General features: G+C 60.5%; 22 protein-coding genes. 7 read left to right on the top strand and 15 right to left on the bottom strand.

The features are described 5' to 3' along the window. The first annotated feature begins 63 nt into the window (after window positions 1-63). On the top strand, window positions 64-855 hold the full coding sequence (kdgR, locus tag ADK28_RS13375; protein ID WP_028128163.1) for a DNA-binding transcriptional regulator KdgR: 792 nt from the start codon (window positions 64-66) through the stop codon (window positions 853-855). A gap of 45 nt (window positions 856-900) precedes the next feature. On the opposite strand, the gene ADK28_RS13370 is transcribed toward kdgR, so the two are convergent. The 5 genes from ADK28_RS13370 to phnR form a co-directional block, all read right to left on the bottom strand. After that, a complete protein-coding gene (locus ADK28_RS13370) occupies window positions 901-1704 on the bottom strand; it encodes an ABC transporter permease (RefSeq protein ID WP_048795870.1) in 804 nt (267 codons plus the stop codon). 2 nt (window positions 1705-1706) lie between these two features. Beyond that, window positions 1707-2570: a 2-aminoethylphosphonate ABC transporter permease subunit gene (phnU, locus tag ADK28_RS13365; RefSeq protein WP_048795869.1), complete on the bottom strand. Its 864-nt coding sequence runs from the start codon at window positions 2568-2570 to the stop codon at window positions 1707-1709. 1 nt (window position 2571) lies between these two features. Beyond that, window positions 2572-3696, bottom strand: a complete 1125-nt coding sequence (gene phnT, locus ADK28_RS13360) for a 2-aminoethylphosphonate ABC transport system ATP-binding subunit PhnT (RefSeq protein ID WP_048795875.1) — start codon at window positions 3694-3696, stop codon at window positions 2572-2574. Between the two features lie 8 nt (window positions 3697-3704). After that, window positions 3705-4715 (bottom strand): 2-aminoethylphosphonate ABC transporter substrate-binding protein, encoded by a 1011-nt coding sequence (locus tag ADK28_RS13355; protein ID WP_048795868.1) that lies wholly within the window; start codon window positions 4713-4715, stop codon window positions 3705-3707. Between the two features lie 174 nt (window positions 4716-4889). Then, window positions 4890-5609 carry a phosphonate utilization transcriptional regulator PhnR gene (gene phnR / locus ADK28_RS13350; protein ID WP_048795867.1) on the bottom strand — a complete coding sequence of 240 codons (720 nt, stop codon included), beginning with the start codon at window positions 5607-5609 and terminating at the stop codon, window positions 4890-4892. A gap of 154 nt (window positions 5610-5763) precedes the next feature. Between phnR and phnW the strand changes: the two genes are divergently transcribed. Then, a complete protein-coding gene (gene phnW, locus ADK28_RS13345; protein ID WP_033640525.1) occupies window positions 5764-6867 on the top strand; it encodes a 2-aminoethylphosphonate--pyruvate transaminase in 1104 nt (367 codons plus the stop codon). Window positions 6868-6876: 9 nt separating this feature from the next. Next, window positions 6877-7686, top strand: coding sequence for a phosphonoacetaldehyde hydrolase (phnX, locus tag ADK28_RS13340; protein ID WP_048795866.1), 810 nt, complete (start codon window positions 6877-6879; stop codon window positions 7684-7686). Window positions 7687-7749: 63 nt separating this feature from the next. Here the strand turns inward: phnX and ADK28_RS13335 are convergent, their stop codons facing one another. The 4 genes from ADK28_RS13335 to ADK28_RS13320 all read right to left on the bottom strand — a co-directional run bounded on the left by ADK28_RS13335 (window position 7750) and on the right by ADK28_RS13320 (window position 12307). Continuing rightward, entirely contained in the window at window positions 7750-9141 is a 1392-nt protein-coding gene (locus ADK28_RS13335; protein ID WP_016927986.1) for an L-cystine transporter, read from the bottom strand. Between the two features lie 181 nt (window positions 9142-9322). Beyond that, the gene (locus ADK28_RS13330; RefSeq protein WP_004931456.1) at window positions 9323-9871 is read right to left on the bottom strand and encodes a metal-dependent hydrolase; all 549 of its coding nucleotides are present in this window, start codon (window positions 9869-9871) and stop codon (window positions 9323-9325) included. A 422-nt stretch (window positions 9872-10293) separates the two neighbouring features. Then, window positions 10294-10959, bottom strand: coding sequence for a hexitol phosphatase HxpB (gene hxpB, locus ADK28_RS13325; protein ID WP_033640522.1), 666 nt, complete (start codon window positions 10957-10959; stop codon window positions 10294-10296). A gap of 67 nt (window positions 10960-11026) precedes the next feature. Next, entirely contained in the window at window positions 11027-12307 is a 1281-nt protein-coding gene (locus ADK28_RS13320) for an HdeD family acid-resistance protein (protein ID WP_033640521.1), read from the bottom strand. Between the two features lie 185 nt (window positions 12308-12492). On the opposite strand from ADK28_RS13320, the gene ADK28_RS13315 reads away from it, so the two are divergent. Further along, a complete protein-coding gene (locus tag ADK28_RS13315) occupies window positions 12493-13053 on the top strand; it encodes a YniB family protein (RefSeq protein WP_004931453.1) in 561 nt (186 codons plus the stop codon). 35 nt (window positions 13054-13088) lie between these two features. On the opposite strand, the gene ADK28_RS13310 is transcribed toward ADK28_RS13315, so the two are convergent. The 6 genes from ADK28_RS13310 to ghoS all read right to left on the bottom strand — a co-directional run bounded on the left by ADK28_RS13310 (window position 13089) and on the right by ghoS (window position 18171). Further along, window positions 13089-13958 carry a fructosamine kinase family protein gene (locus ADK28_RS13310; protein ID WP_004931452.1) on the bottom strand — a complete coding sequence of 290 codons (870 nt, stop codon included), beginning with the start codon at window positions 13956-13958 and terminating at the stop codon, window positions 13089-13091. A 236-nt stretch (window positions 13959-14194) separates the two neighbouring features. After that, window positions 14195-15049, bottom strand: a complete 855-nt coding sequence (locus ADK28_RS13305) for a metal ABC transporter permease (RefSeq protein ID WP_033640520.1) — start codon at window positions 15047-15049, stop codon at window positions 14195-14197. Then, entirely contained in the window at window positions 15049-15909 is an 861-nt protein-coding gene (gene yfeC, locus ADK28_RS13300) for an iron/manganese ABC transporter permease subunit YfeC (protein WP_033640519.1), read from the bottom strand. The genes ADK28_RS13305 and yfeC overlap by 1 nt, the downstream gene beginning before the upstream one ends. After that, window positions 15909-16799, bottom strand: coding sequence for a manganese/iron ABC transporter ATP-binding protein (locus tag ADK28_RS13295; RefSeq protein ID WP_048795865.1), 891 nt, complete (start codon window positions 16797-16799; stop codon window positions 15909-15911). Before ADK28_RS13295 ends, yfeC begins: the two co-directional genes overlap by 1 nt. Then, window positions 16796-17740: a metal ABC transporter substrate-binding protein gene (locus ADK28_RS13290; RefSeq protein ID WP_048795864.1), complete on the bottom strand. Its 945-nt coding sequence runs from the start codon at window positions 17738-17740 to the stop codon at window positions 16796-16798. Before ADK28_RS13290 ends, ADK28_RS13295 begins: the two co-directional genes overlap by 4 nt. A gap of 131 nt (window positions 17741-17871) precedes the next feature. Then, on the bottom strand, window positions 17872-18171 hold the full coding sequence (ghoS, locus tag ADK28_RS13285) for a type V toxin-antitoxin system endoribonuclease antitoxin GhoS (protein WP_016927977.1): 300 nt from the start codon (window positions 18169-18171) through the stop codon (window positions 17872-17874). A 109-nt stretch (window positions 18172-18280) separates the two neighbouring features. On the opposite strand from ghoS, the gene ADK28_RS13280 reads away from it, so the two are divergent. The 3 genes from ADK28_RS13280 to ADK28_RS13270 all read left to right on the top strand — a co-directional run. Then, on the top strand, window positions 18281-18946 hold the full coding sequence (locus ADK28_RS13280; protein WP_004931439.1) for a transglycosylase SLT domain-containing protein: 666 nt from the start codon (window positions 18281-18283) through the stop codon (window positions 18944-18946). Between the two features lie 307 nt (window positions 18947-19253). After that, window positions 19254-19979, top strand: a complete 726-nt coding sequence (locus ADK28_RS13275) for a gluconate 2-dehydrogenase subunit 3 family protein (protein WP_048795863.1) — start codon at window positions 19254-19256, stop codon at window positions 19977-19979. A 2-nt stretch (window positions 19980-19981) separates the two neighbouring features. Then, window positions 19982-21211, top strand: a 1230-nt coding sequence (locus ADK28_RS13270) for a GMC family oxidoreductase N-terminal domain-containing protein (protein WP_048795874.1), incomplete at its 3' end; no start/stop codon positions are given.

The raw sequence follows: 21211 nt of genomic DNA, 5'->3' as shown, positions 1-21211 counted from the left end.
CCGATTATACTGAAACCCTTGTTTAAATTTCCTGAAACAAAACCGTTAAGTAGGGTATGCACCATGGCTAACGCAGATTCAGACAAGCAACCGGATGCCGTCTCATCCGTGATGAAAGTGTTCGGCATTCTGCAGGCGCTTGGCGATGAGCGCGAGATTGGCATTACCGAACTGTCCCAACGGGTGATGATGTCTAAAAGCACCGTCTACCGTTTTCTGCAGACCATGAAAGCGCTGGGCTACGTTTCGCAGGAGGGCGAGACAGAAAAGTATGCGCTGACGCTCAAGCTGTTCGAACTGGGCGCCAAATCGTTGGAGAACGTCGATCTGATCCGCAGCGCCGACGTGCAGATGCGTGAACTGTCGAACCGCACCCGCGAAACCATCCACCTCGGCGCTCTGGATGAGGACGGTATCGTCTATATCCACAAGATCGACGCGATGTACAACCTGCGCATGTATTCGCGCATCGGTCGCCGTAACCCGCTGCACAGCACCGCCATCGGTAAAGTGCTGCTGGCCTGGCGCGATCGGGATGAGGTGGCGCAGATCCTGTCGCAGATTGAATTTACCCGCAGCACCGAGCATACCTTGGCCAGCGCCGCCGAACTGTTGCCGGTGCTGGATCGGGTACGAGCGCAGGGATTCGGCGAAGATGCCGAAGAGCAGGAGGCGGGGATCCGCTGCATCGCCGTACCGGTCTTCGATCGGTTCGGGGTGGCGATCGCCGGGCTGAGCATCTCTTTCCCGACGCTGCGTTTTTCCGACGCGGCGCGGGAGGAGTATGTGGCGTTGCTGCACGTCGCCGCCCGACGCATTTCCGAGCTGCAGGGCTATCACGACTACCCGTTCTGACCTGCGTTTCGATGAGCAAGGCGCCGCCATGGCAGCGCCTTGTTGCTATTTTGCGCCCGGCGTCAGCCGCTGCGCAATCCGCTCCAGCACCAACATCAGCAACAGCGTGGCCGCCACCAGGATCATGGTCAGCGTCGCGCCGTTGGCGATGCTGCCGCGATCGGTCAGGCTGAAGATCGTGACCGGCAGCGTCGCCCAACTCGGCGGGTAGATCATCATAGTCGCGCCCAGTTCCCCCATCGACAGCGACAGGCTGAGCGCGAAGGCAGAGATCATGTAGGGGGCGATCATCGGCAGGGTGACGTGGCGCAGGCGGAACAGCGGCGAAGCGCCCAGGCTGGCGGCGACGTTCTCGTAGTCGCCAGGCAGCCGGGTCAACCCGGCCATCACGTTGCCGAAGGCAAAGGCGGAAATCAGCACGAAGTGAGCGGCGGGCACGATCAGGAAGGTGCCGTTCATCTGCAGCGGCCCCTGGCTGAACGCCACCAGCATCCCCAAACCGATAGAGACCGAAGGCACCGCGCTGGGAATGAAAAACAGCGTGCCCAGCAGCCGTCGGCCGCGTTCAGGCGCGTGGCGCAGCGCCAGCGCCGCCCAGGTGCCGCACAACAGCGCGAACAGGCTGGCGCTGAAACCGATAGCCAGACTGGCGACCAGCGCGTCCCAGGAGGCGCCGCTGAACGCCTGGCGGAAGTGGTTGAGGGTGAAACCGCTCGGCAGCACGCCGTTCCACTGTTCACTGAGGCTGGACATCAGGATCACCGCCAGCGGCAGGCAGAAGAACAGGGCGAACAGCGAGATCGTCAACGTGCAGGTCAGGGTGCGTCCGGTGCGGGACCATATCAACATCGTCAGTTCCTCAGCCCGGCGCGCGCCGCGGCGTAGCGGTAAAGGGAGAACAGCCCGAGCGACAGCGCGATATTCACGACGGCGATCGTGCAGGCGACGGCGTAATCCGACTCCAGAATCGCTTTGGTGTAGACCATCATCGGCAGCGTGGTGACGCCCTTGGCGCCTATAAACAGCACGATGCCGAACTCATTGGTGGTCAACAGCAGGCACAGGCTGCCACCGGCCAGCAAGGCCGGCAGCGCGGCCGGTAAAATCACCTGGCGTACCACGCGCCCCGGCCGGGCGCCGAGAATGCTGGCGGCCTCGAGCTGGCTGCGATCGATCTGCGACAATGCCGCCATCAGCGGGCGCATCACCAGCGGCATAAACACGGTGATTTCCGCCAGGATCACCCCCCAGATGGAGTAAAGAAAGTCCACCGGCGGCAGGGTGAAACCGAAGGCCGTCATCAGCGTGCCGTTCAGCAGACCGGCGGAGCCGTAGATAAAGGTGAAGGCCAGCGTGATCAGGAAGGTCGGCATGGCGATAAAGGTATCGATCACCCGGGCGATCAGTCGGCTGCCGGGGAACGGCGTGAACACCAGCAGCAGCGACAGCAGGGTGCCGAGCACCAGGCAGCCCAGCGTCGCCAGCAGCGCAATCTGCAGCGTGTTGAGCAGAGCGCTGACAAAGCGCCGGGATTCGAACACCTGTTGCAGCGCGGCGGCGCTGAATAGCCCCTGATCGTCGGTAAACGCCTGTTTGACGATCAGCGCCAACGGGTAGAAAAACAGCGTCGCCAGCACCAGCAGCGGCAGCAGGATCCACAGACTGCGCGGGAAACGCAGCCGCAGGGCCGGGCGAATAAGCGTAGAGTCGGTCATGTCAGTCCTCGATCAGTACCGCATCGTCGGGGGCGAAATAGAGCGGCACGCGCTCGCCGATCTGCGGCATCCGGCTGCGATGGGTGGTAACCACGCGCAGCGAATGGCCTTGTACCTCGAACTGCAGGTGCGTCAGCTCCCCCTGCCAATGAATATCGCGCAGCGTGCCGATGAGGCAGTTGCTGCGCTGGGCGTCGGCATCAAGCGCAATATGCTGCGGCCGGATGCACAGCAGCTTGTCGAAGCCGCGTTGTGCGCCGTAGGTGAAACAACCGATCACTTTGCCGGCGCAGCTGACGGTGGTCATGCCTTGCTGCGCGGTAGTCTCAAGGGCGGTGGCCGGCAGCAGATTGGCGCGGCCGAGAAACTCGGCGGCGAAGCGGTTCGTCGGATGGTGGTACAACGCGCGGGTTTCACCGTGGGCGATCAGGTGGCCGTCGCGCATGATGCCGATCTTGTCCGCCAGCGTCAGCGCTTCCCCCTGATCGTGGGTGACGTACAGGATGGTCAGATCCGGCAGCTCGCGGTGCAGGCGGGCGATCTCTTCCACCATGCTGTGACGGATTTGCGCGTCCAGCGCCGACAGCGGCTCATCCAGCAGCAAGACTTTAGGACGCACCGCGATGGCGCGGGCGATCGCCACCCTCTGCTGTTGGCCGCCGGAAAGCTGGCTGGGATAGCGCTTGGCGTAGGCGGACATGCCGACGATGGCCAACGCTTCTTCGACGCGCTCGGCGGTCAGGCCGCGCGGCTTGCCTTGCGCGCGCAGGCCGAACGCCACATTGTCCTCGACGCGCATATGCGGAAACAGCGCGTAGTTCTGTACCACCATGCCCAGGCCGCGCTCATAGGGCGGCACGTCGGTGACATCGATGTCACCGATGGCGATGCGTCCGGCGGAGGGCTGCACGAATCCGGCGATCGCCCGCAGCACGGTGGTTTTGCCCGAGCCGGAGGGGCCGATCAGCGCCAGCACTTCGCCGGGGGCGATGGTGAGCGTCAGGGGTTTCAGCACCTCGGTGCCGCGATACGACACGCTGACGCGGTTGAGCTGAATGCCCGACGGCCCGGCGATGTCGAGGCTGCTATCCCGCGCCTCGGCGCGGGAAGAGAGGGGAGAAGGCATCGTCAGCGTCATTCGGTCACCTGGCGCCAGCGGGAGATATCGGCGGACAGGCTGCTCACCACCTGGTTCCAGTCCGGCGCCCAGATGTCCACGCCTTTCAGCGCCGCCTGCGACTGCTTGAAGTTATCGTCGGTCGGGGTGACGTCCTTGCGCACCGGCATACCGTAGGAAATGGCGCTGACGCTGCTCTGCGCTTCTTTGCTCAGCAGGAAGTCGATCAGTTTTTTGCCGTTGGCGCTTTGCGGCGCGCCTTGCACCAGGCCGATGTAGTAAGGCAGCACCAGCGTGCTGCGTTTGCCGTCCGGCCCGGCCGGCCAGAACACCTTCACGTTCGGGTTGCTGCGCATCTGCGCCAGATTCATCTGCAGATCGCCGTTGGCCACCAGCAACTCGCCTTTATTGACCAGCGCGGTCAGCTTGCCGGTGGAGGCCGAAGGGCCGACGTTGTTGCTTTGCAGCTTGCCGAGGTAGTCGAAACCGGCATCTTTGCTGCCGAAGCTGTGAAACGCCTGCAGCATCACCGCGGTGCCGTCACCCGCCTGACCCGGCGTGGAGTACTGCAGCTTATTGCGGAATTGCGCGTCCAGCAGTTGTTGATAGCTGGCGGGCGCCTGCGGCAGCAGTTTGGCGTTATAGATGAAGCTCAGGTAGTTATTCACCAGCGGCACGAACTGCGGCTGGGCGTCGGCGATCTGCGCCGCATCCTGCGGGGTGAAATCCTGCAGCAGTTTTTCCGCGCCGGCGCGCTGGATGAACGGCGGCAGCGTCACCAGCACGTCGGCCTGCGGGTTGCTGCGCTCCTTCGACAGGCGTTCCACGATGGCGCCGGAGCCGCCTTCGACGTACTGCACCTTGACGCCGGTCGCCTGGGTGAAGGCGTCGAACTGGGTTTGATACCAGCTGTGATCGCCGTCGTGCAGACCATCGGCGGAGTAGACGGTCACCACCGCGTCGGCGGCCCAGGCCGGCGCGGCGCCGAGTGCGATGGCGGTCATCACGACCAGACGAGAGAATTTCATAGCTTCAGCCTCACTGTGCGGGTTTATGCGAAACTGGTATACACCAGATATGCGGCCAAGCTAATCGGCAAATATGACAAACAAATGAAAGCGGCAAAATATAGTTGCCGGAGACGGGGATTAGGCGTGGGAGAGAAAGGCGGAGCGGCAGGCGCAGCCCCGTCATGCAGGGGGTTAAAGCGTATCGACTTCGATGCGCAGGCTGTCGTGGCGCCAGTATTCGATATCGAAATCGAGAATGCGGCCGTGCTGATCGTAATTCAACCGGCGCAGCAGCAACGCGGGCAGGCCGACCATGGCGCCGAGCGCGTTGGCGGCGCGATAAGGCAGGGCGGTCGGGTAGAACGACAGGTGCATGTTGCTGTAAATCAAATCGTAATGCTGTTGATAAACCTCGGTCAGGCTGCCGTTGAGATCGTGACTGAGCAGTGCCGGCACCCGCTGCGGCAGGCAGTGGTTCTCGCAATAGCAGATGGCGCGGCCGTCGGCATACCGCACGCGGCGCAGCAGATACACCTGATCGAACGGTTCGAGCGCCAGCGACTGCATCACGTCGAGCGGCACCGTGGTTTTTTCGCCGGACAGCAGTGCGGTGCGCGGCGTGCGCCCTTGCTCCTGACAGAGACGGTGGAAGTTGGTGTTCTGCGTCGGATCCAGCCACAGCCGTTCCGGCGTGACGAACCAGCCGCGGCGATCGGCGCGGTAGATGGCGCCGGTGGCTTCCAATTGCGCCAGGCTTTCGCGAATGGTGACGCGGGTGGTGGAGAAGATGGCGCACAGCTCGCGCTCCGAAGGCAGCTTATCGCCGGCCTGTAGCGCGCCGCGGGTGATGCGCGCCTGAAGCTGATCCTTGATCTGCAGGTAGTGAGGCATATCGCCCTGATGTTCTTTCATTTCGTCTCGCTATGGCATCGGCCCGACATTCCGGCACGCGCTTATTATACATAGCCAGATGAATTTTTTGTTTCACCGCGCTTTGTCGTTTGACCGGGGCAGGAATTTGCCGCCACAATGCCCGCAATCTGGTATAGACCAATAGGTGAATAACATGTCCGATCGTAACTACCTGCTGTTGACCCCCGGCCCGTTGACCACGTCGAAAACGGTGAAAGAGGCGATGCTGTATGACAGCTGCACCTGGGATGAAGATTACAACCTCGGCGTGGTGCAGCGCATTCGCCAACGGTTGGTGGCGCTGGCGACGCCGTCCGCCGGTTATACCTCGGTGCTGCTGCAAGGCAGCGGCAGCTTCGCGGTAGAGGGCGTGCTGGGCACGGTCATCGGCCCGCAGGACAAGCTGCTGATCGTCAACAACGGCGCCTACGGGGCGCGGATGATCGAAATGGCGCGGCTGATGGATATCGACCACCACGCTTTCGACTGCGGTGAGGTGAATGAACCGGATGTGACGGCGATGGAGGCGGTGCTGAAAAGCGATGCGCGCATCAGCCATATCGCCATGGTGCACTGTGAAACCACCACCGGCATGCTCAACCCGCTGCAGAAGGTTGCCGGTCTGGCGGCGCGCAACGGCAAGACCTTTATCGTCGACGCCATGAGCAGCTTCGGCGGCATTCCGTTGGATGTGGACGCGCTGGGCATCGATTTTCTGATCAGCTCCGCCAACAAATGCATTCAAGGCGTGCCGGGCTTCGCTTTTGTCATCGCCCGCCGCAGCGAGCTGGAGAAATGCGCCGGCCGTTCACGCTCGCTGTCGCTGGATCTGTATGCCCAGTGGCGTTGTATGGAGGATCAGGCCGGCAAATGGCGCTTTACGTCGCCGACCCACACCGTGCTGGCCTTCGCGCAGGCGCTGAAAGAGCTGGAACAAGAGGGCGGCATTGCCGCGCGCCACCACCGCTATCAGACTAATCAGCGTCGGCTGGTGGCGGGCATGCGCGAGCTGGGCTTTGAAACCCTGCTGGACGATGCGCTGCATTCGCCGATCATCACCGCGTTCTATTCGCCGAAGGCCGACACTTACCGCTTCGCCGAGTTTTATCAGCGCCTGAAGCAGCAAGGTTTCGTGATTTATCCCGGCAAAGTGTCGCAGAGCGACTGCTTCCGCATCGGCAACATCGGGGAAATTTATCCGCAGGATATCGAACGTTTGCTGGCGGCCGTCGGGCAGGCGATGTACTGGAATCAATAAGGATTGACCATGAAACAGATCAACGCAGTGATCCTCGACTGGGCCGGCACCACGGTGGACTTTGGCTCCTTTGCGCCGACGCAGATTTTCGTCGAGGCGTTCAAACACACCTTCGATATCGATATTAGCCTGGCGGAAGCGCGCATTCCGATGGGCCTCGGCAAATGGCAGCACATCGAGGCGCTAGGCAAACTGCCGGCGGTCGACGCGCGTTGGCGACAGAAGCTGGGCCGCTCGATGAGCCATCAAGACATCGACGCGCTTTATCAGGCGTTTATGCCGCTGCAAATCGCCAAAGTGATCGACTTCGCCGATCCCATTGAGGGCGTGCCGCAGGTGATTGCCGGGCTGCGCGAACAGGGCATTAAAATCGGCTCCTGCTCCGGTTATCCGCGCGCGGTGATGGAGGTGCTGGCGCCGGCCGCCGCGCAGCGCGGTTACGCGCCGGATTACTGGGTCGCCACTGACGATCTCGCGGCCGGCGGGCGGCCGGGGCCGTGGATGGCGTTGCAGAACGTCATCGTGCTGGGCATCGATGCGGTGGCGCACTGCGTGAAGGTGGATGACGCGGTGCCGGGCATTGCCGAAGGGCTGAACGCCGGGATGTGGAGCGTCGGGCTGGCGCTGTCCGGCAACGAGTTCGGCGCTACCTGGTCGGAGTACCGTCAAATGGCGGCGGGGGAAATAGCGCAGCGCCGCACGGCGGCCGTCGATAAGCTGTACGCGGCGGGCGCGCATTATGTGATAGACACGCTGGCGCAATTACCGGATGTGATCGCCGATATCAACCGGCGGCTGGCGAACGGCGAGCGGCCGTAACGACCGAAAGCGGGGCATAAAAAAACCGGGGATAATCCCCGGTTTTTTTGTTCTGAGACGGCGTTAGCGGTGAGCCAGTTCGACTTCGTCTTCGCTGTCCATCACGGCTTTGTCGGTTTGCTTCATCAGCTGGCTGGTGATGGTGCCTGCCGCCATGGAGCCGTTGACATTCAGCGCGGTGCGGCCCATGTCGATCAACGGTTCGACCGAGATCAGCAGCGCGACCAGCGTCACCGGCAGGCCCATCGCCGGCAGCACGATCAGCGCGGCGAAGGTGGCGCCGCCGCCCACGCCCGCCACACCGGCGGAGCTGATGGTGACGATGCCGACCAGGGTGGCGATCCACACCGGATCCAGCGGGTTGATGCCGACGGTCGGCGCAACCATCACCGCCAGCATCGCCGGGTAGAGGCCCGCACAGCCATTCTGGCCAATGGTGGCGCCGAACGACGCCGAGAAGCTGGCGATGGATTCCGGCACGCCCAGACGACGGGTCTGCGCTTCCACGTTCAATGGAATGCTGGCGGCGCTGGAGCGGCTGGTGAAGGCGAAGGTGATCACCGGCCACACCTTGCGGAAGAACTTCATCGGGTTCACGCCGGTGAAGGCCAGCAGGATGGCATGTACCACGAACATGATGGCCAGGCCGATGTAGGAGGCCACCACGAAGCTGCCGAGCTTGACGATGTCGTGAATGTTGGAACCGGCGACCACTTTGGTCATCAGCGCCAGCACGCCATACGGCGTCAGCTTCATGACCAGACGCACCAGCTTCATCACCCAGGCCTGCAGGGTGTCGATAGCCACCAACACGCGCTCGCCTTTCGGCTTGTCGTCTTTCAGCAGCTGCAGCGACGCCACGCCGAGGAAGGTGGCGAAAATCACCACGCTAATGATCGACGTCGGGCTGGCGCCGGTCAGATCGGCGAACGGGTTTTTCGGGATGAACGACAGCACCATCTGCGGCACGGTCAGGTCGGCCAGTTTGCCCACGTAGTTGGTCTGGATCGCCGTCAGGCGCGCGCTTTCCTGCGCGCCCTGCACCAGGCCTTCGGCGGTCAGGCCGAACAGGTTGGTGACCAGCACGCCCACCAGCGCGGAGATCAGCGTGGTGAACAGCAGCGTGCCGATAGTCAGTACGCTGATTTTGCCCAGAGAAGAGGCGTTATGCAGCTTGGCCACCGCGCTCAGGATCGAGGCGAACACCAGCGGCATGACGATCATTTGCAGCAGTTGCACATAGCCGTTGCCGACGATGTTGAACCAGCTGATGGATTCTTTCAGTACCGGGTTGTCGGAGCCGTACACCAGCTGCAGGCCCAGACCGAACACCACGCCGACCACCAGGCCGACCAGCACTTTTTTCGCCAGGCTCCATTGCTTGTGGCGGGTTTGCGCCAGCAGCAAAAGGAGCGCGACAAACACCAGCACGTTAATCACGAGCGGAAGATTCATCCCCAATGTCTCCAATAATCTTTCTTATAAAAACGACAACGCATCACGTATGTCGCGATGTAAATATCGTAACAGTTTGCCGAGTGGCCCACTTATATCCAAATGGAATTTGATATAGCTTTTTGTGTGTTTTTGTTCGTTTTATATACATCAAGGTGATGGGTTAAGCGTTTTTTTGTGATCAGAGTCTGATATTTCTGATTTGCTCGACATAGGATTGCACCGGCAGGGTGAAATCACCTTGCCAGCAGATGGCAAACGCCACCAGGCACAGACACAGCACCCGCTCCAGCTGGTTGCCTTTTTGCGAGTTGAGCAGCGGCAGGCGAAAACGCCAGCGGCATGGCCACAGCAGCGGCACGCCGGCGGGGGTGAGCATATCGGCCAGCAGATGGCTGAAGTAACCGATGATCATGGCGTGCAGCGCGTCGGCAGGGATCGGCCAGCTGCGCGGCACGTCCAGCTGGAACAGCGCCATGCCGCCGGCGATCGCCAGCAGGCTGTGGGTGAAACCGCGGTGGCCGAAGGCGCGGGCGATGGGCAAGGCGATCCAGCGCAGGCGCTGGCCCAGCACCGACTTGGGGTGATCGATGTCCGGCAGCAGCGAGGTCAGCAGCGCGGCGGGTATGATGTGCCACCAGTCGCCGGTAGCCAGCTCTGGCGTCACTTCCGCCTTCTTGGCGAAGATCGCGCAAGCGACAGAGAATATAAGGTGTCCTTCCGCGGTCATGCTGTTGCGATTCCGGCTGGTAAACTGTTAATTTATCCAGTATATGGGAAAATTCCCAGTAGTGGAAGCAGTTACCCTGTAACCAATTGTTTATTTTTCCCTGTTTTACAACGGCTTGTTACGGCAATGCGTAACAAATCATCGATTTTGACGGGCGAGAATAAAAAGCGGGCAATGGGTGATGCATTAAGATGAGAAAAAAGGACGGTGGCTTGGCGTGTGGCGGGAGGAAGCGGCGGCCCTGAACAGCGCTGCGTGGCAGTGACAACGCTCCGCGGACCGTCGCTTTCCTGCCGCCCAGCATAATAATAACAACATGCTAATTCAATAATAATGAAACGCTGTTTTGTTTATTTTGCGGTACGGATCCCTTTTATAACGCAGAGCGGCAAAAGCAGGGCGCCGGCGGCCGGCGCCGCTGGTCAGGCAAAGTGAGCGGCAGTGAGCTGTTCCAGGGTCTCCAGCTTGTGGTCTGCCAGCGCCCAGCGCGGATCGTGACGGTATTCGGCCGCCGGGATGACGATGGAACGCATGCGCGCGGCCTTGGTGGCGATCATGCCGTTAAAGGAGTCTTCCAGCGTGATACAGCGCAGCGGATCGCTGCCCAGGCGTTCGGCGGCGATCAGGTAGACCTCCGGGTGCGGCTTGCTGTATGGCAGGTATTCGGCGGAAACCAGCTGATCGAAGTAACCTTCAAGATCGAACATCTTCAGCACCTGCCGTTGCATGTGCAGCGGCGAGGCGGAGGCGAGGCCGATGTTCAGCCCCTGACTGCGGCACAGCTCCAGCGCCTGCTGGACGCCCGGCAGCAGCGGGCGCGTCTCGTGCACCAGCTCGATGGCGCGCTCGATAATCCGCGCCGACACCTCATCGAGCGAAACCCCTTGCCACGGCATCGCCTGGTACCACATCTTCACCACCAGATCGATGCGCAGCCCCAGCGTGTCCGGCAGCTTGTGACGATCGGACAGATCCAAACCCAGCGCACCGAAGATATCCAGCTCGGCCTGCAGCCACAGCGGTTCCGAGTCGATCAACAAGCCGTCCATATCAAAAATTGCGGTTTCAATGCGTTGCGAATAAGCCATTAGCGGTTAACTCCTGTCGGCGCGGGTGGGTGAATGTGCCGACACTCTATCATCGCCGGCGGCGAGACTAAAATCTTTGCCTGCGCGTGTGGCTTTTGCCAAAGCGAAGGATAGTCCACATTTCGCGCAGCTTTAGCCACCAACGTTGGTGCTGGCGCTCGGTAACCTGTTGCAACATGCGCGCATAGTCCAGCACCAAGCCTGGCGTCCAGGTCATGCTTTCGCCACGGCTGCGCAGTACCGCCAGCATCCACAGGTTGGGATCCAGCACCAGCAGCAGAAAACGGCGCCACAGATGTTTATCGCCCAGCACGCCTTCCAACGCGCTGTCGAGCGCGCCGATGACCGTGGTGGAGCAGTTGCGCCGAGTCAGGTTGTAGGTGGCGTCCTGCCGATAACGCAGCCAGAATGCGCGCAGCGCCGCCGGGTTATAGCGGTAGAATTGAATTTTCTTGTCCGGTGGGCACCAGGCGGCGATCTCGCCCGGCAGGTCGGGCAGGAAACGCCCGTCGACGTTGTTCTGTTCGCCGGCATGCAACAACTGGCGGAAATCCTGAACGGAATGGCTGATGTCGTTGAGCGGGTAGTGGCTGATATATACATCCGGCGCGAGCGCCAGAGCGGCGTGACCGGTGGAGATATTGCCGCCGCCGTCGACCGCCGCGATGTATCGGTCGACGATGTAACGCCGGCGCGGATCTTTAGCCGCACCAATCGGTGTCCAGACATACACCGTGAGCGGCGCAGTCTCATCCTCCGGGGGCGGTGGCTGCCGCGCGGGGTGCTGATTCAGAGAGAAGCTTGTCAGTCTGCGGGCGATACGCAATAAGGCCCAGCCGGAAAGCACCATCATCACGCCGAGGCAAAAGGGCACCGTCATCCGATGCGGCGCTGGCCAGCCGACAAAAATCATCAATGAAAGCAGGATCTCGCCGCCGCCCGCCAGCGCCACGCCTTTCCATCGACTGTGTTGAATCACCGTGGAGGAGGCGATGCGCACGGCGCCGTCAAGCAGCAGCGCGCTGCCAAACACCACGGTGGCGACGATGTTATCGTCTGCGGGCACGTCCAACGTTAAAAAGGCCATAAACACGAAGCCCAGCCCCTTCAGCAGCACCGGCCTGCTGGCCGAAGAGCCGATCACCAGCGCGGCGGATATCGCCACCAGTCCCTCCAGCGCCAGGATGATCGCCAGCGCATCCAGCGCCAGCATGGACCGGCCATCCTGCAGTATGTCGAACAGCATCAGCGCCCCTGCGGCTATCCACAGCCAACCGAACAGCACCAGCAGGCGGCGCTGGCCGTGCAGCGCCTGCGCGCCCAGCAATAAGATAATCAGTCGAATCATGGCGGCCTCTGCCCGAATGGATAACGTTATCTCTTCAATGATAGTGCCCGGATATCGTTAAGCAGTTGATTTTGTCGAATTCGGCTAAGCTTGTAGCACAGCGGGAATGAAGAAAACGGTGGGCGAGTTTCGCCAACTGCAGGTAGACTTAGCCGATTCGGTTACGTCGCTAACAAGGGGAACACATGACGTATCAACAGGCCGGGCGTATCGCCATTTTGAAACGCATTCTCGGATGGGTGGTTTTTATCCCGGCGTTGCTGTCGACGCTGATTTCCGTGCTGGGCTTTATCTATCAGCACAGTGAAAAAACCAAAGGCATCAACGCAGTGATGCTGGATTTTGTCCACGTGATGGTGGATATGGTGCGATTCAATACGCCGTTCCTGAACCTTTTCTGGTACAACTCGCCGGTGCCTGACGTGGATAAAAGCCTGTTCAGCGGCGCCAATTTGATGTTCATCATCATCTATATATTGATCTTCGTCGGGCTGGCCTTGCAGGCTTCCGGCGCGCGCATGTCACGTCAGGTCAAGTTCATTCGCGAAGGGCTGGAAGATCAGATGATCCTGGAGCAGGCCAAGGGCAGCGAAGGGCACACGCGCCAGCAGTTGGAGGAGCGTATCACGCTGCCGCACCACACCATCTTCCTGCAGTACTTCCCGCTGTACATCCTGCCGATCGTGATTGCGGTGATCGCCTGGTTCGTGATCCGCTTGTTAGGGCAATTGGCCGGCGCGGCCTGAGCCATCAACGGGGCGCCGCTCGGCGCCCCGGAACGTTATGACGCCTCCGGCTGCAACAGCGCCTCCACCGCGCGTTGTGCCGCCACCAGATGCTGGCCGCCGAACAGGTTGCTGCGGTTGAGCAGATAGTACAGCTGATAAAGCGGCTGGCGCTCGATAAACCCGGCCCCCAGCGGCCACACGCTCTGATAGCCGTCGTAGATCTGCGGCGGCAGCTCCGGATACAGCGGCAGCATCGCCAAATCGCACTCTCGATCGCCCCAGTAACTGGCCGGGTCGAACAGAATCGGCCCGTGGGCGGTCATCGCGCAGTTGCCCGGCCACAGGTTGCCGTGCAACAGGGACGGTTGCGGCTGGTGGTGCTGCAAGCGCAGATACACCCGATCGACAATGTCGTCGATATCGCCGAAGGTCATGCCTTTCTCCGCGGCCAGCTGCAGCTGCCAGCCGATGCGCTGCTCGGCGAAGAATTCCGACCAGCGGCGCTGCCAGGCGTTGGGTTGCGGGGTGGTGGTCAGATCGCTGTCGAAGTCGAGACCGAACTGCGGTTGCTCGCTCCACTGGTGCAAATGCGCCAGCTGCTGGCCCAGGCAGTAGGCGCCGTGAGCATCGAGGGGTTTCAGCTGCTGATACTCCAGCAGCAGGAAGCTGTAGTCGCGATCGCTGCCGACGCCGTACACTTCCGGCACCCGCACGCTTTTGCTGCGCGCCAGCAACGCCAGTTGATCGGCTTCGGCGGTGAATATCGGCAGTTGTTCCCGGGCGTCGCATTTCACGAACACCTCGTTATCACCGTAACTCACGCGCCACGCCGGGTGAATGTCGCCCCCGGGCAGTTCAATCCTTTCGCGTATCTCTGCGCTGCCAAGATGTTCACTTAACAGACGGCTAACGGCTTGCCACATGGTATCTCCCCCTCTGTGCTGCCTGATAATTCATTAGGTTAGCGTCTTTCCCGTGGTGAAAACACGACGCGGCGCACAGCCGGCGTCAAAGGCGGCGATTTTTTCAACGGCTCGCCAGCTCAAAGTATATACCCTATTGATTAATTTAAGCGCAATACCGGTTGCAACTTGATGACAACGGATAAGCGAGGGAAAGATAGGATGCGGCGGGGAACACCGCCGCATCAGAGGGGCGTTTAACTGCCCATTGGGGCGTTTTTGTTACCCTGTAACGGACGCAGCTTGCTGTACAACAAGGCGACAACGAACAGCACGGCCTGCACGATGACGATGCAGGGCCCGGTGGCGCCGTCGATGTGGAAGCTGATCAGGGTGCCGAGCACGCAGGAGAACACCGACACCACCGTCGCCGCCATCAGCATGCGATCAAACCGGCGGCACAGCATAAAGGCGATGATGCCGGGGGCGATCAGCATGGCGATCACCAAAATCACCCCCACGGCCTGCAGCGAGGCGACGATGGTCATCGCCAGCAGGCAAAGCAGCCCGTAGTGCAGCAGCTTGACCGGCAGGCCAATCACCCGGGCGTGGTGCGGGTCGAAACAGTACAGCATGAAGTCTTTGCGCTTGAGCAACACCACCGCGAGGGTGATGCCGGCAATCAGCAGGGTTTGCTTCAGCTCGCCGTCGGTGATGCCCAGCATGTTGCCGAACAGAATGTGGCTCAGGTGCTGGTCGGTGTCGATGCGCGAGAACAGCACCAGGCCGAAGGCGAACATGCCGGAGAAAACGATGCCCATCACCGTGTCTTCTTTCACCCGGCTGTTCTCTTTCAGGTAGCCAGTGGCCACCGCGCAGAAGATGCCGGAAAGGAAGGCGCCGATCGCCAGCGGAATGCCGACCACGAACGCCACCACGATGCCGGGCAGCACCGCGTGCGAGATGGCATCGCCCATCAGCGACCAGCCTTTGAGCACCAGATAGCAGGAGAGCACGGCGCACACCACGCCGGTAACGATGGCGGCGACGATCGCTCGCTGCATGAACGGGTAGGCGAAGGGTTCGCTGAGCAGTTGGTAGAGCGTGTCCATCAGCGGCCTCCGGTTTGCGAATGCGCCACGCGACGTTTTGCCGCCAGCAGGCCGTGTTTCGGCGCGAAGAAGAACGCCGCCAGGAACACCAGCGTTTGCAGGGTGACGATCACGCCGCCGGTGGCGCCGTCGAGGAAGAAACTCAGATAGGCGCCGATACCGCTGGTCAATGCGCCGATGATGATGGCGATGATCACCAGCCGGCTGAAGCGGTCGGTCAGCAGGTAGGCGGTGGCGCCCGGGGTGATCACCATGGCGATCACCAGAATGGCGCCGACGGTTTGCAGCGCGGCGACGGTGCAGGCGCTGAGCAGGGTGAAGAACAGGATCTTCAGCTTTAGCGGCGACAGGCCGATCGACACCGCGTGGCTTTCGTCGAAGAACACCGCCAGCAGGTCTTTCCACACCAGGCACAGGATCAGCAGCGAAACGCCGATGATGATTTCCACCTGCAGCACGTCTTCGTCGGCGATGCCGAGGATATTGCCGAAGATGATCGACTGTACGTTGACCGAGGTGGGATTGAGCGAAACGATCAGCAGGCCGACGGCGAAGAAGGTGGAGAAGATAAAGCCGATGATGGCGTCTTCGCGCAGCCGGGTGATGTGGCGCACCAGCGTCATCGCCAGCGCCGCCAGCATGCCGGTGAAGAAGGCGCCGGCGGCGTAGGGCAGGCCGAGGGCATAGGCGCCGGCCACGCCGGGCACCACCGAGTGCGACAGCGCATCGCCCATCAGCGACCACCCTTTCAGCATCAGATAGGCGGACAGGAACGCGCAGGCGGCGCCGACGATGGCGCTGACCCAGATGGCTTTCACCATGTAGTTATAACTGAAAGGTTGCAGCAGAAGATCCAGCATCAGGATTGTTTCTCCCTGGCCTGGCTGTTGGCCGGCGGATCGCTCTTGGTGTGGCCGTAGAACACCGCCGGGCGTTCATCGTCGGTCAACACCGTAACGGTACGCGGATCGTTGTCGTCGTGCAGATCCGGACCGGAGAGGTTGATATGGCGCAGCACGCCGCCGAACGCCAGCTCCAGGTTGCTCTGCGTGAAGGTGGTTTCGGTCGGGCCGGCGGCCAGCACCGTGCGGTTGATGAGGATCACCCGATCGCAAAACTCCGGCACGCTGCCGAGGTTGTGGGTGGAGACCAGGATCAGATGCCCCTCGTCGCGCAATGCGCGAAGCAGCTCGATAATGGCATTCTCGGTTTTCACATCCACGCCGGTGAATGGCTCATCCAGCAGCAGCACGGTGCCCTGTTGCGCCAGCGCGCGCGCCAGAAACACGCGCTTTTTCTGGCCGCCGGACAGCTCGCCGATCTGCCGGCCGCGCAGCTCGCTGAGGCCGACGCGCTCCAGCGCCTTGTCGACCCGCAACCTGTCCTCACGTGACGGAATGCGCAGGAAATTCATCTTGCCGTAGCGGCCCATCATCACCACGTCTTCCACCAGCACCGGGAAGTTCCAGTCGACGTCTTCGGTTTGCGGCACGTAGGCGATCAGGTTCTTTTTCAGCGCGTCCGCCACCGGTTTGTCGCTCAGCGACACCCGGCCGGCGGTGGGTCTGACCAGGCCCATGATGCTTTTGAACAACGTCGATTTACCGCTGCCGTTGACGCCGACCAGCGCGCAGATCGAACCGCCGCTCAGGGTAAAGCTGGCGTTGTGAATGGCGGTGTGTCCGTTGTTGTAGGTCACGGTGACGTCGTCCACGTTCAACTCCGGGCGGACAAACGGTTCATGGGTCATTGATCGAATCCTCTGGCGATGGTTTGCACGGTGGTGTTGAGCAGGTCGATGTAGGTCGGCACTGGGCCATCGCGAGTGGACAGCGAGTCTACGTACAGCACGCCGCCGTATTTGGCGCCGGTTTCTTTCGCCACCTGCTTGGCCGGCTTGTCGGAAATGGTGCTCTCGCTGAACACCACCGGAATATGGTGGGTGCGCACGGCGTCGATCACCCGGCGCACCTGCTGCGGCGAGCCTTGCTCATCGGCGTTGATCGGCCACAGATAAACCTCTTTCAACTGATAGTCCTGCGCCAGGTAGCTGAAAGCGCCTTCACTGGTCACCAGCCAACGCTGTGCGGCCGGAATGCGCGCCAGGCGTTCGCGCAGCGGGGCGTCCAGCGCGCCGATTTTCTCTGCGTAGGCCTTGGCATTGCGGTTATAGGTTTCCGCATGGGCCGGATCGTGCTCCACCAGCGCCTTGCGAATGTTCTCGATATACACCAGCGCGTTGCTTGGCGACATCCAGGCATGCGGGTTCGGGTTGCCGTTATAGGGCCCTTCGCGGATCGGCAGCGGGGTAATGCCTTCGGTGACTACCGCCTCCGGCACCTGCTTGATGTTTTCGAAGAAACGCTGGAACCAACGCTCCAGGTTCATGCCGTTCCACAGGATCAGGTCGGCGTGCTGCGCCTTGACGATGTCGCGCGGGGTCGGTTGATAGTCGTGGATCTCGGCGCCCGGCTTGGTGATGGATTCCACCACGGCGGCGTCACCGGCCACGTTCTGGGCGATATCCTGAATGATGGTGAAGGTGGTCACCACGCGCAGCTTTTTTTCCGCCAGCGCGTTTTGGCTGACCAAGGCGGCGCCGAGCAGCAGGCAGGCGAGCGTAAAAGGGCGTAACAGTGCGGCAGCGCGGGCAGGGCGACTGCGATGAAAAGCGCAACTTATCAATGGCATGATGACGTCTCCTGGTTCAAATGAAAATGATTATCAATATCAATTGAAGCGAAGTCAAGCGTCACTTGCCCACCGCCGGCGGGGTATTTCTCCAACTGAAAAAATAATACCGTCCGGGGAGTTATAGCATTTTATGTATCAGTATGTAACCGCTGAAGGTAGTCCTCACAGCTGCATATCGCCACCTCCGGCTGTTTTCCCAGTGCCAACTGCCCGAACCCCTGCGCCAAGCGCAGTACATCCTCTTGATCCAACACGGTTATGAACGCAAAACTGTTGCTGCCGAGTTCGTGGTGAACGCCATTTTCGTCTGTCACCGACGTGACAAAACCTTCGCGCGTCAATTGCCCGGTCAGCTTCGCCAGGTCGGTTAATCCCGCTTCCTGATAGCGAAAAGTCACCACAAAGCAGCTTGTTGCAGATTGACTCATAAATCACCTCTTGGTATATGGATAGCTTGAGATTAGCCCAAAAAATTACTGCAGGTGTCCTTACAAGTTGTATATGCTACGCAACTCATTGAAAGGAGTGAGGGATTCTGTGAAAACAAAAATAGGTTGCCTTACGGCAATTTTACTTTTGTCGGGGTGCGCCAAAGACCCGCAAACGGCAAGCAATATTTCAGGCAGTGGCACAACGCGCGGCGGTTGGTTAAAACCCCCTCCGCAGGCACCGGTAAACCGCACGGGCACCCCGGTTGCTTATAACGATTACATTCGTCAGGCGGCCAGCAACTATGGCGTTGACGAAACGCTGATTAAAGCGATTATTCAGGTGGAGTCCGGGTTTAACCCGAACGTGGTCAGCACCTCGAACGCAGTGGGATTGATGCAGCTTAAGGCTTCTACCGCCGGCCGCGACGCCTATCGCATGAAGGGACGAAGCGGGCAACCCAGCTCGCGTGAGCTGAAGGATCCGGCGGTCAATATTGATCTGGGAACGGCCTATATCAATATTCTTCAAAGCCAGCAGCTAGCCGGGATCAACAACCCACAGACTTTGCGTTACGCCACTATCGTTTCGTACGTGAACGGGGCGGGCGCCATGTTGCGCACCTTCTCCTCGGACAAGCGCGTGGCGGTCAATCGCATCAATCAGATGAGCCCGGATGAGTTTTATCAGCACATCCAGAAAAAGCACCCGGCGCCGCAGGCGCCGCGCTATTTGTGGAAGGTGACCACCGCCTATCAGGCGATGTCGCAGTAATCCTCTCTTTTGTCGAATCGGCCGCTTAACGCGGCCGATTTTGTTTTCGGCGCCGTTCCAGCGCGCGACCCACCTCTCATTTTTCGTTATTTCCTCACCGCTTATCGGAAAAACCGCACAAAAAGTTAAATTTACGTTAGCAGATAAATCTTTACGTTCATTCAATAAGTTACCGGTAACATTTTTGCTTTTGTGCGGATACTGACCTTCAATAAATATACAAATAAGTAACAAATTATTTTAAAAGCCCGTATCGATCGCAAGGTTGCGGTTAAATAGTTGTGACTATCTTTGGATGGAATGTGACATGTCGAATCATAAAACCAACAATTCGCGGCGCGATTTCTTGTTGAAATCGATGACCTTAATTCCTGCGGCGGTAATTGGTGGCAGCGGCGTTGGCGCGCTGACGGCACCGACACCGGCGGTCGCGGCCTCGAACACCTCAACGCAGAACGATTACCAACCGACCTTTTTCACCCCGGAAGAGTGGGCCTTCATCAAGGCTGCCGTCGCGCGCCTGATCCCGGCCGACGAACGCGGCCCCGGCGCGCTGGAAGCCGGCGTGCCGGAGTTTATCGATCGCCAGATGAATACCCCGTACGCCACCGGTTCCATCTGGTACATGCAGGGGCCGTTCAACCCCGATGTGCCGAAGGAAATGGGCTATCAGCTGCCGCTGGTGCCCAAACAAATCTACAACCTCGGCATCGCAGACGCCGACGCCTACAGCAAGAAAAACGCCGGCAAGCCCTTCGCCGAACTGGATGGCGCGCAGCAGGACGCCCTGCTGCAAAAGTTCGAGTCCGGCGAAGCGGAGTTCCAGCAACTGCCGTCGAAACTGTTCTTCTCCTATCTGCTGCAAAACACCCGTGAAGGTTTCTTCAGCGATCCTGTCCATGGCGGCAACAAAGACATGGTGGGTTGGAAGCTGATTAATTTTCCGGGCGCGCGCGCCGATTTTATGGACTGGGTTGAGCGAGGGGAGCGTTATCCCTTCCCGCCGGTCTCGATTCGTGGGGAGAGGGGCTAACCATGGCAACGGTAATGAAAAAAGTAGACGCGGTGATCGTCGGCTTCGGCTGGGTGGGCGCGATCATGGCCAAAGAGCTGACCGAGGCCGGCCTCAACGTGGTGGCGCTGGAGCGCGGCCCGATGCGCGACACCTATCCGGACGGTTCTTACCCGCAGGTGATCGACGAGCTGACCTATAACATTCGGCGCAAGCTGTTCCAGGATCTGTCGAAAAGCACCGTCACCATTCGCCATAACAGCAGCCAGACCGCGGTGCCTTACCGCCAGTTGGCGGCGTTCCTGCCGGGCACCGGCGTCGGCGGCGCCGGCCTGCACTGGTCGGGCGTGCATTTCCGCGTCGATCCGATCGAACTGCGCATGCGCAGCCATTATGAAGAGCGTTACGGCAAAAACTTCATTCCGAAGGACATGACCATCCAGGACTTCGGCGTGACTTACGACGAGCTGGAGCCGTTCTTCGACAAGGCGGAGAAAGTGTTCGGCACTTCCGGCACCGCCTGGACCATCAAAGGGCAGAAAGTGGCGCAGAAGGGCGGTAACCGCTTTGCGCCGGATCGCTCCGACGACTTCCCGCTGCCGGCGCAGAAAAATACCTACTCCGCTCAGCTGTTCGAGAAAGCGGCGCTGGAGGTGGGTTACCACCCCTACAACCTGCCGTCCGCCAACACCTCGGATTCTTACACCAACCCGTACGGCGCGCAGATGGGCCCGTGCAACTTCTGCGGTTTCTGCAGCGGCTACGCCTGCTACATGTATTCCAAGGCCTCGCCGAACGTCAACATCTTGCCGGCGCTGCGCATGGAGAAACGCTTCGAGCTGCGCACCAACGCCAACGTGCTGAAGGTCAACCTGACCGACGACAAATCCCGCGCCACCGGCGTGAACTACGTCGATGCGCAGGGCCGCGAAATTGAACAGCCGGCCGATCTGGTGATCCTGGGCGCGTTCCAGTTCCACAACGTGCACCTGATGCTGCTGTCCGGCATCGGCAAGCCTTACGATCCGGTAACCGGCGAAGGCGTGGTCGGGCGCAACTTCGCCTACCAGAACATGACCACCATCAAGGCGTTCTTCGATAAAGACGTGTTCACCAACCCGTTCATCGGCGCCGGCGGCAACGGCGTGGGCGTGGATGACTTCAACGCCGATAACTTCGATCACGCCAAAGAAGGCTTCGTCGGCGGTTCGCCGTCGTTTGCCTGCGCATCGATCCTTTCAACGAGGACGAGC

Source organism: Serratia sp. 506_PEND, from assembly GCF_001076875.1.
Classification (GTDB): domain Bacteria; phylum Pseudomonadota; class Gammaproteobacteria; order Enterobacterales; family Enterobacteriaceae; genus Serratia; species Serratia marcescens.
This window is presented reverse-complemented; position numbering and strand designations above follow the sequence as displayed.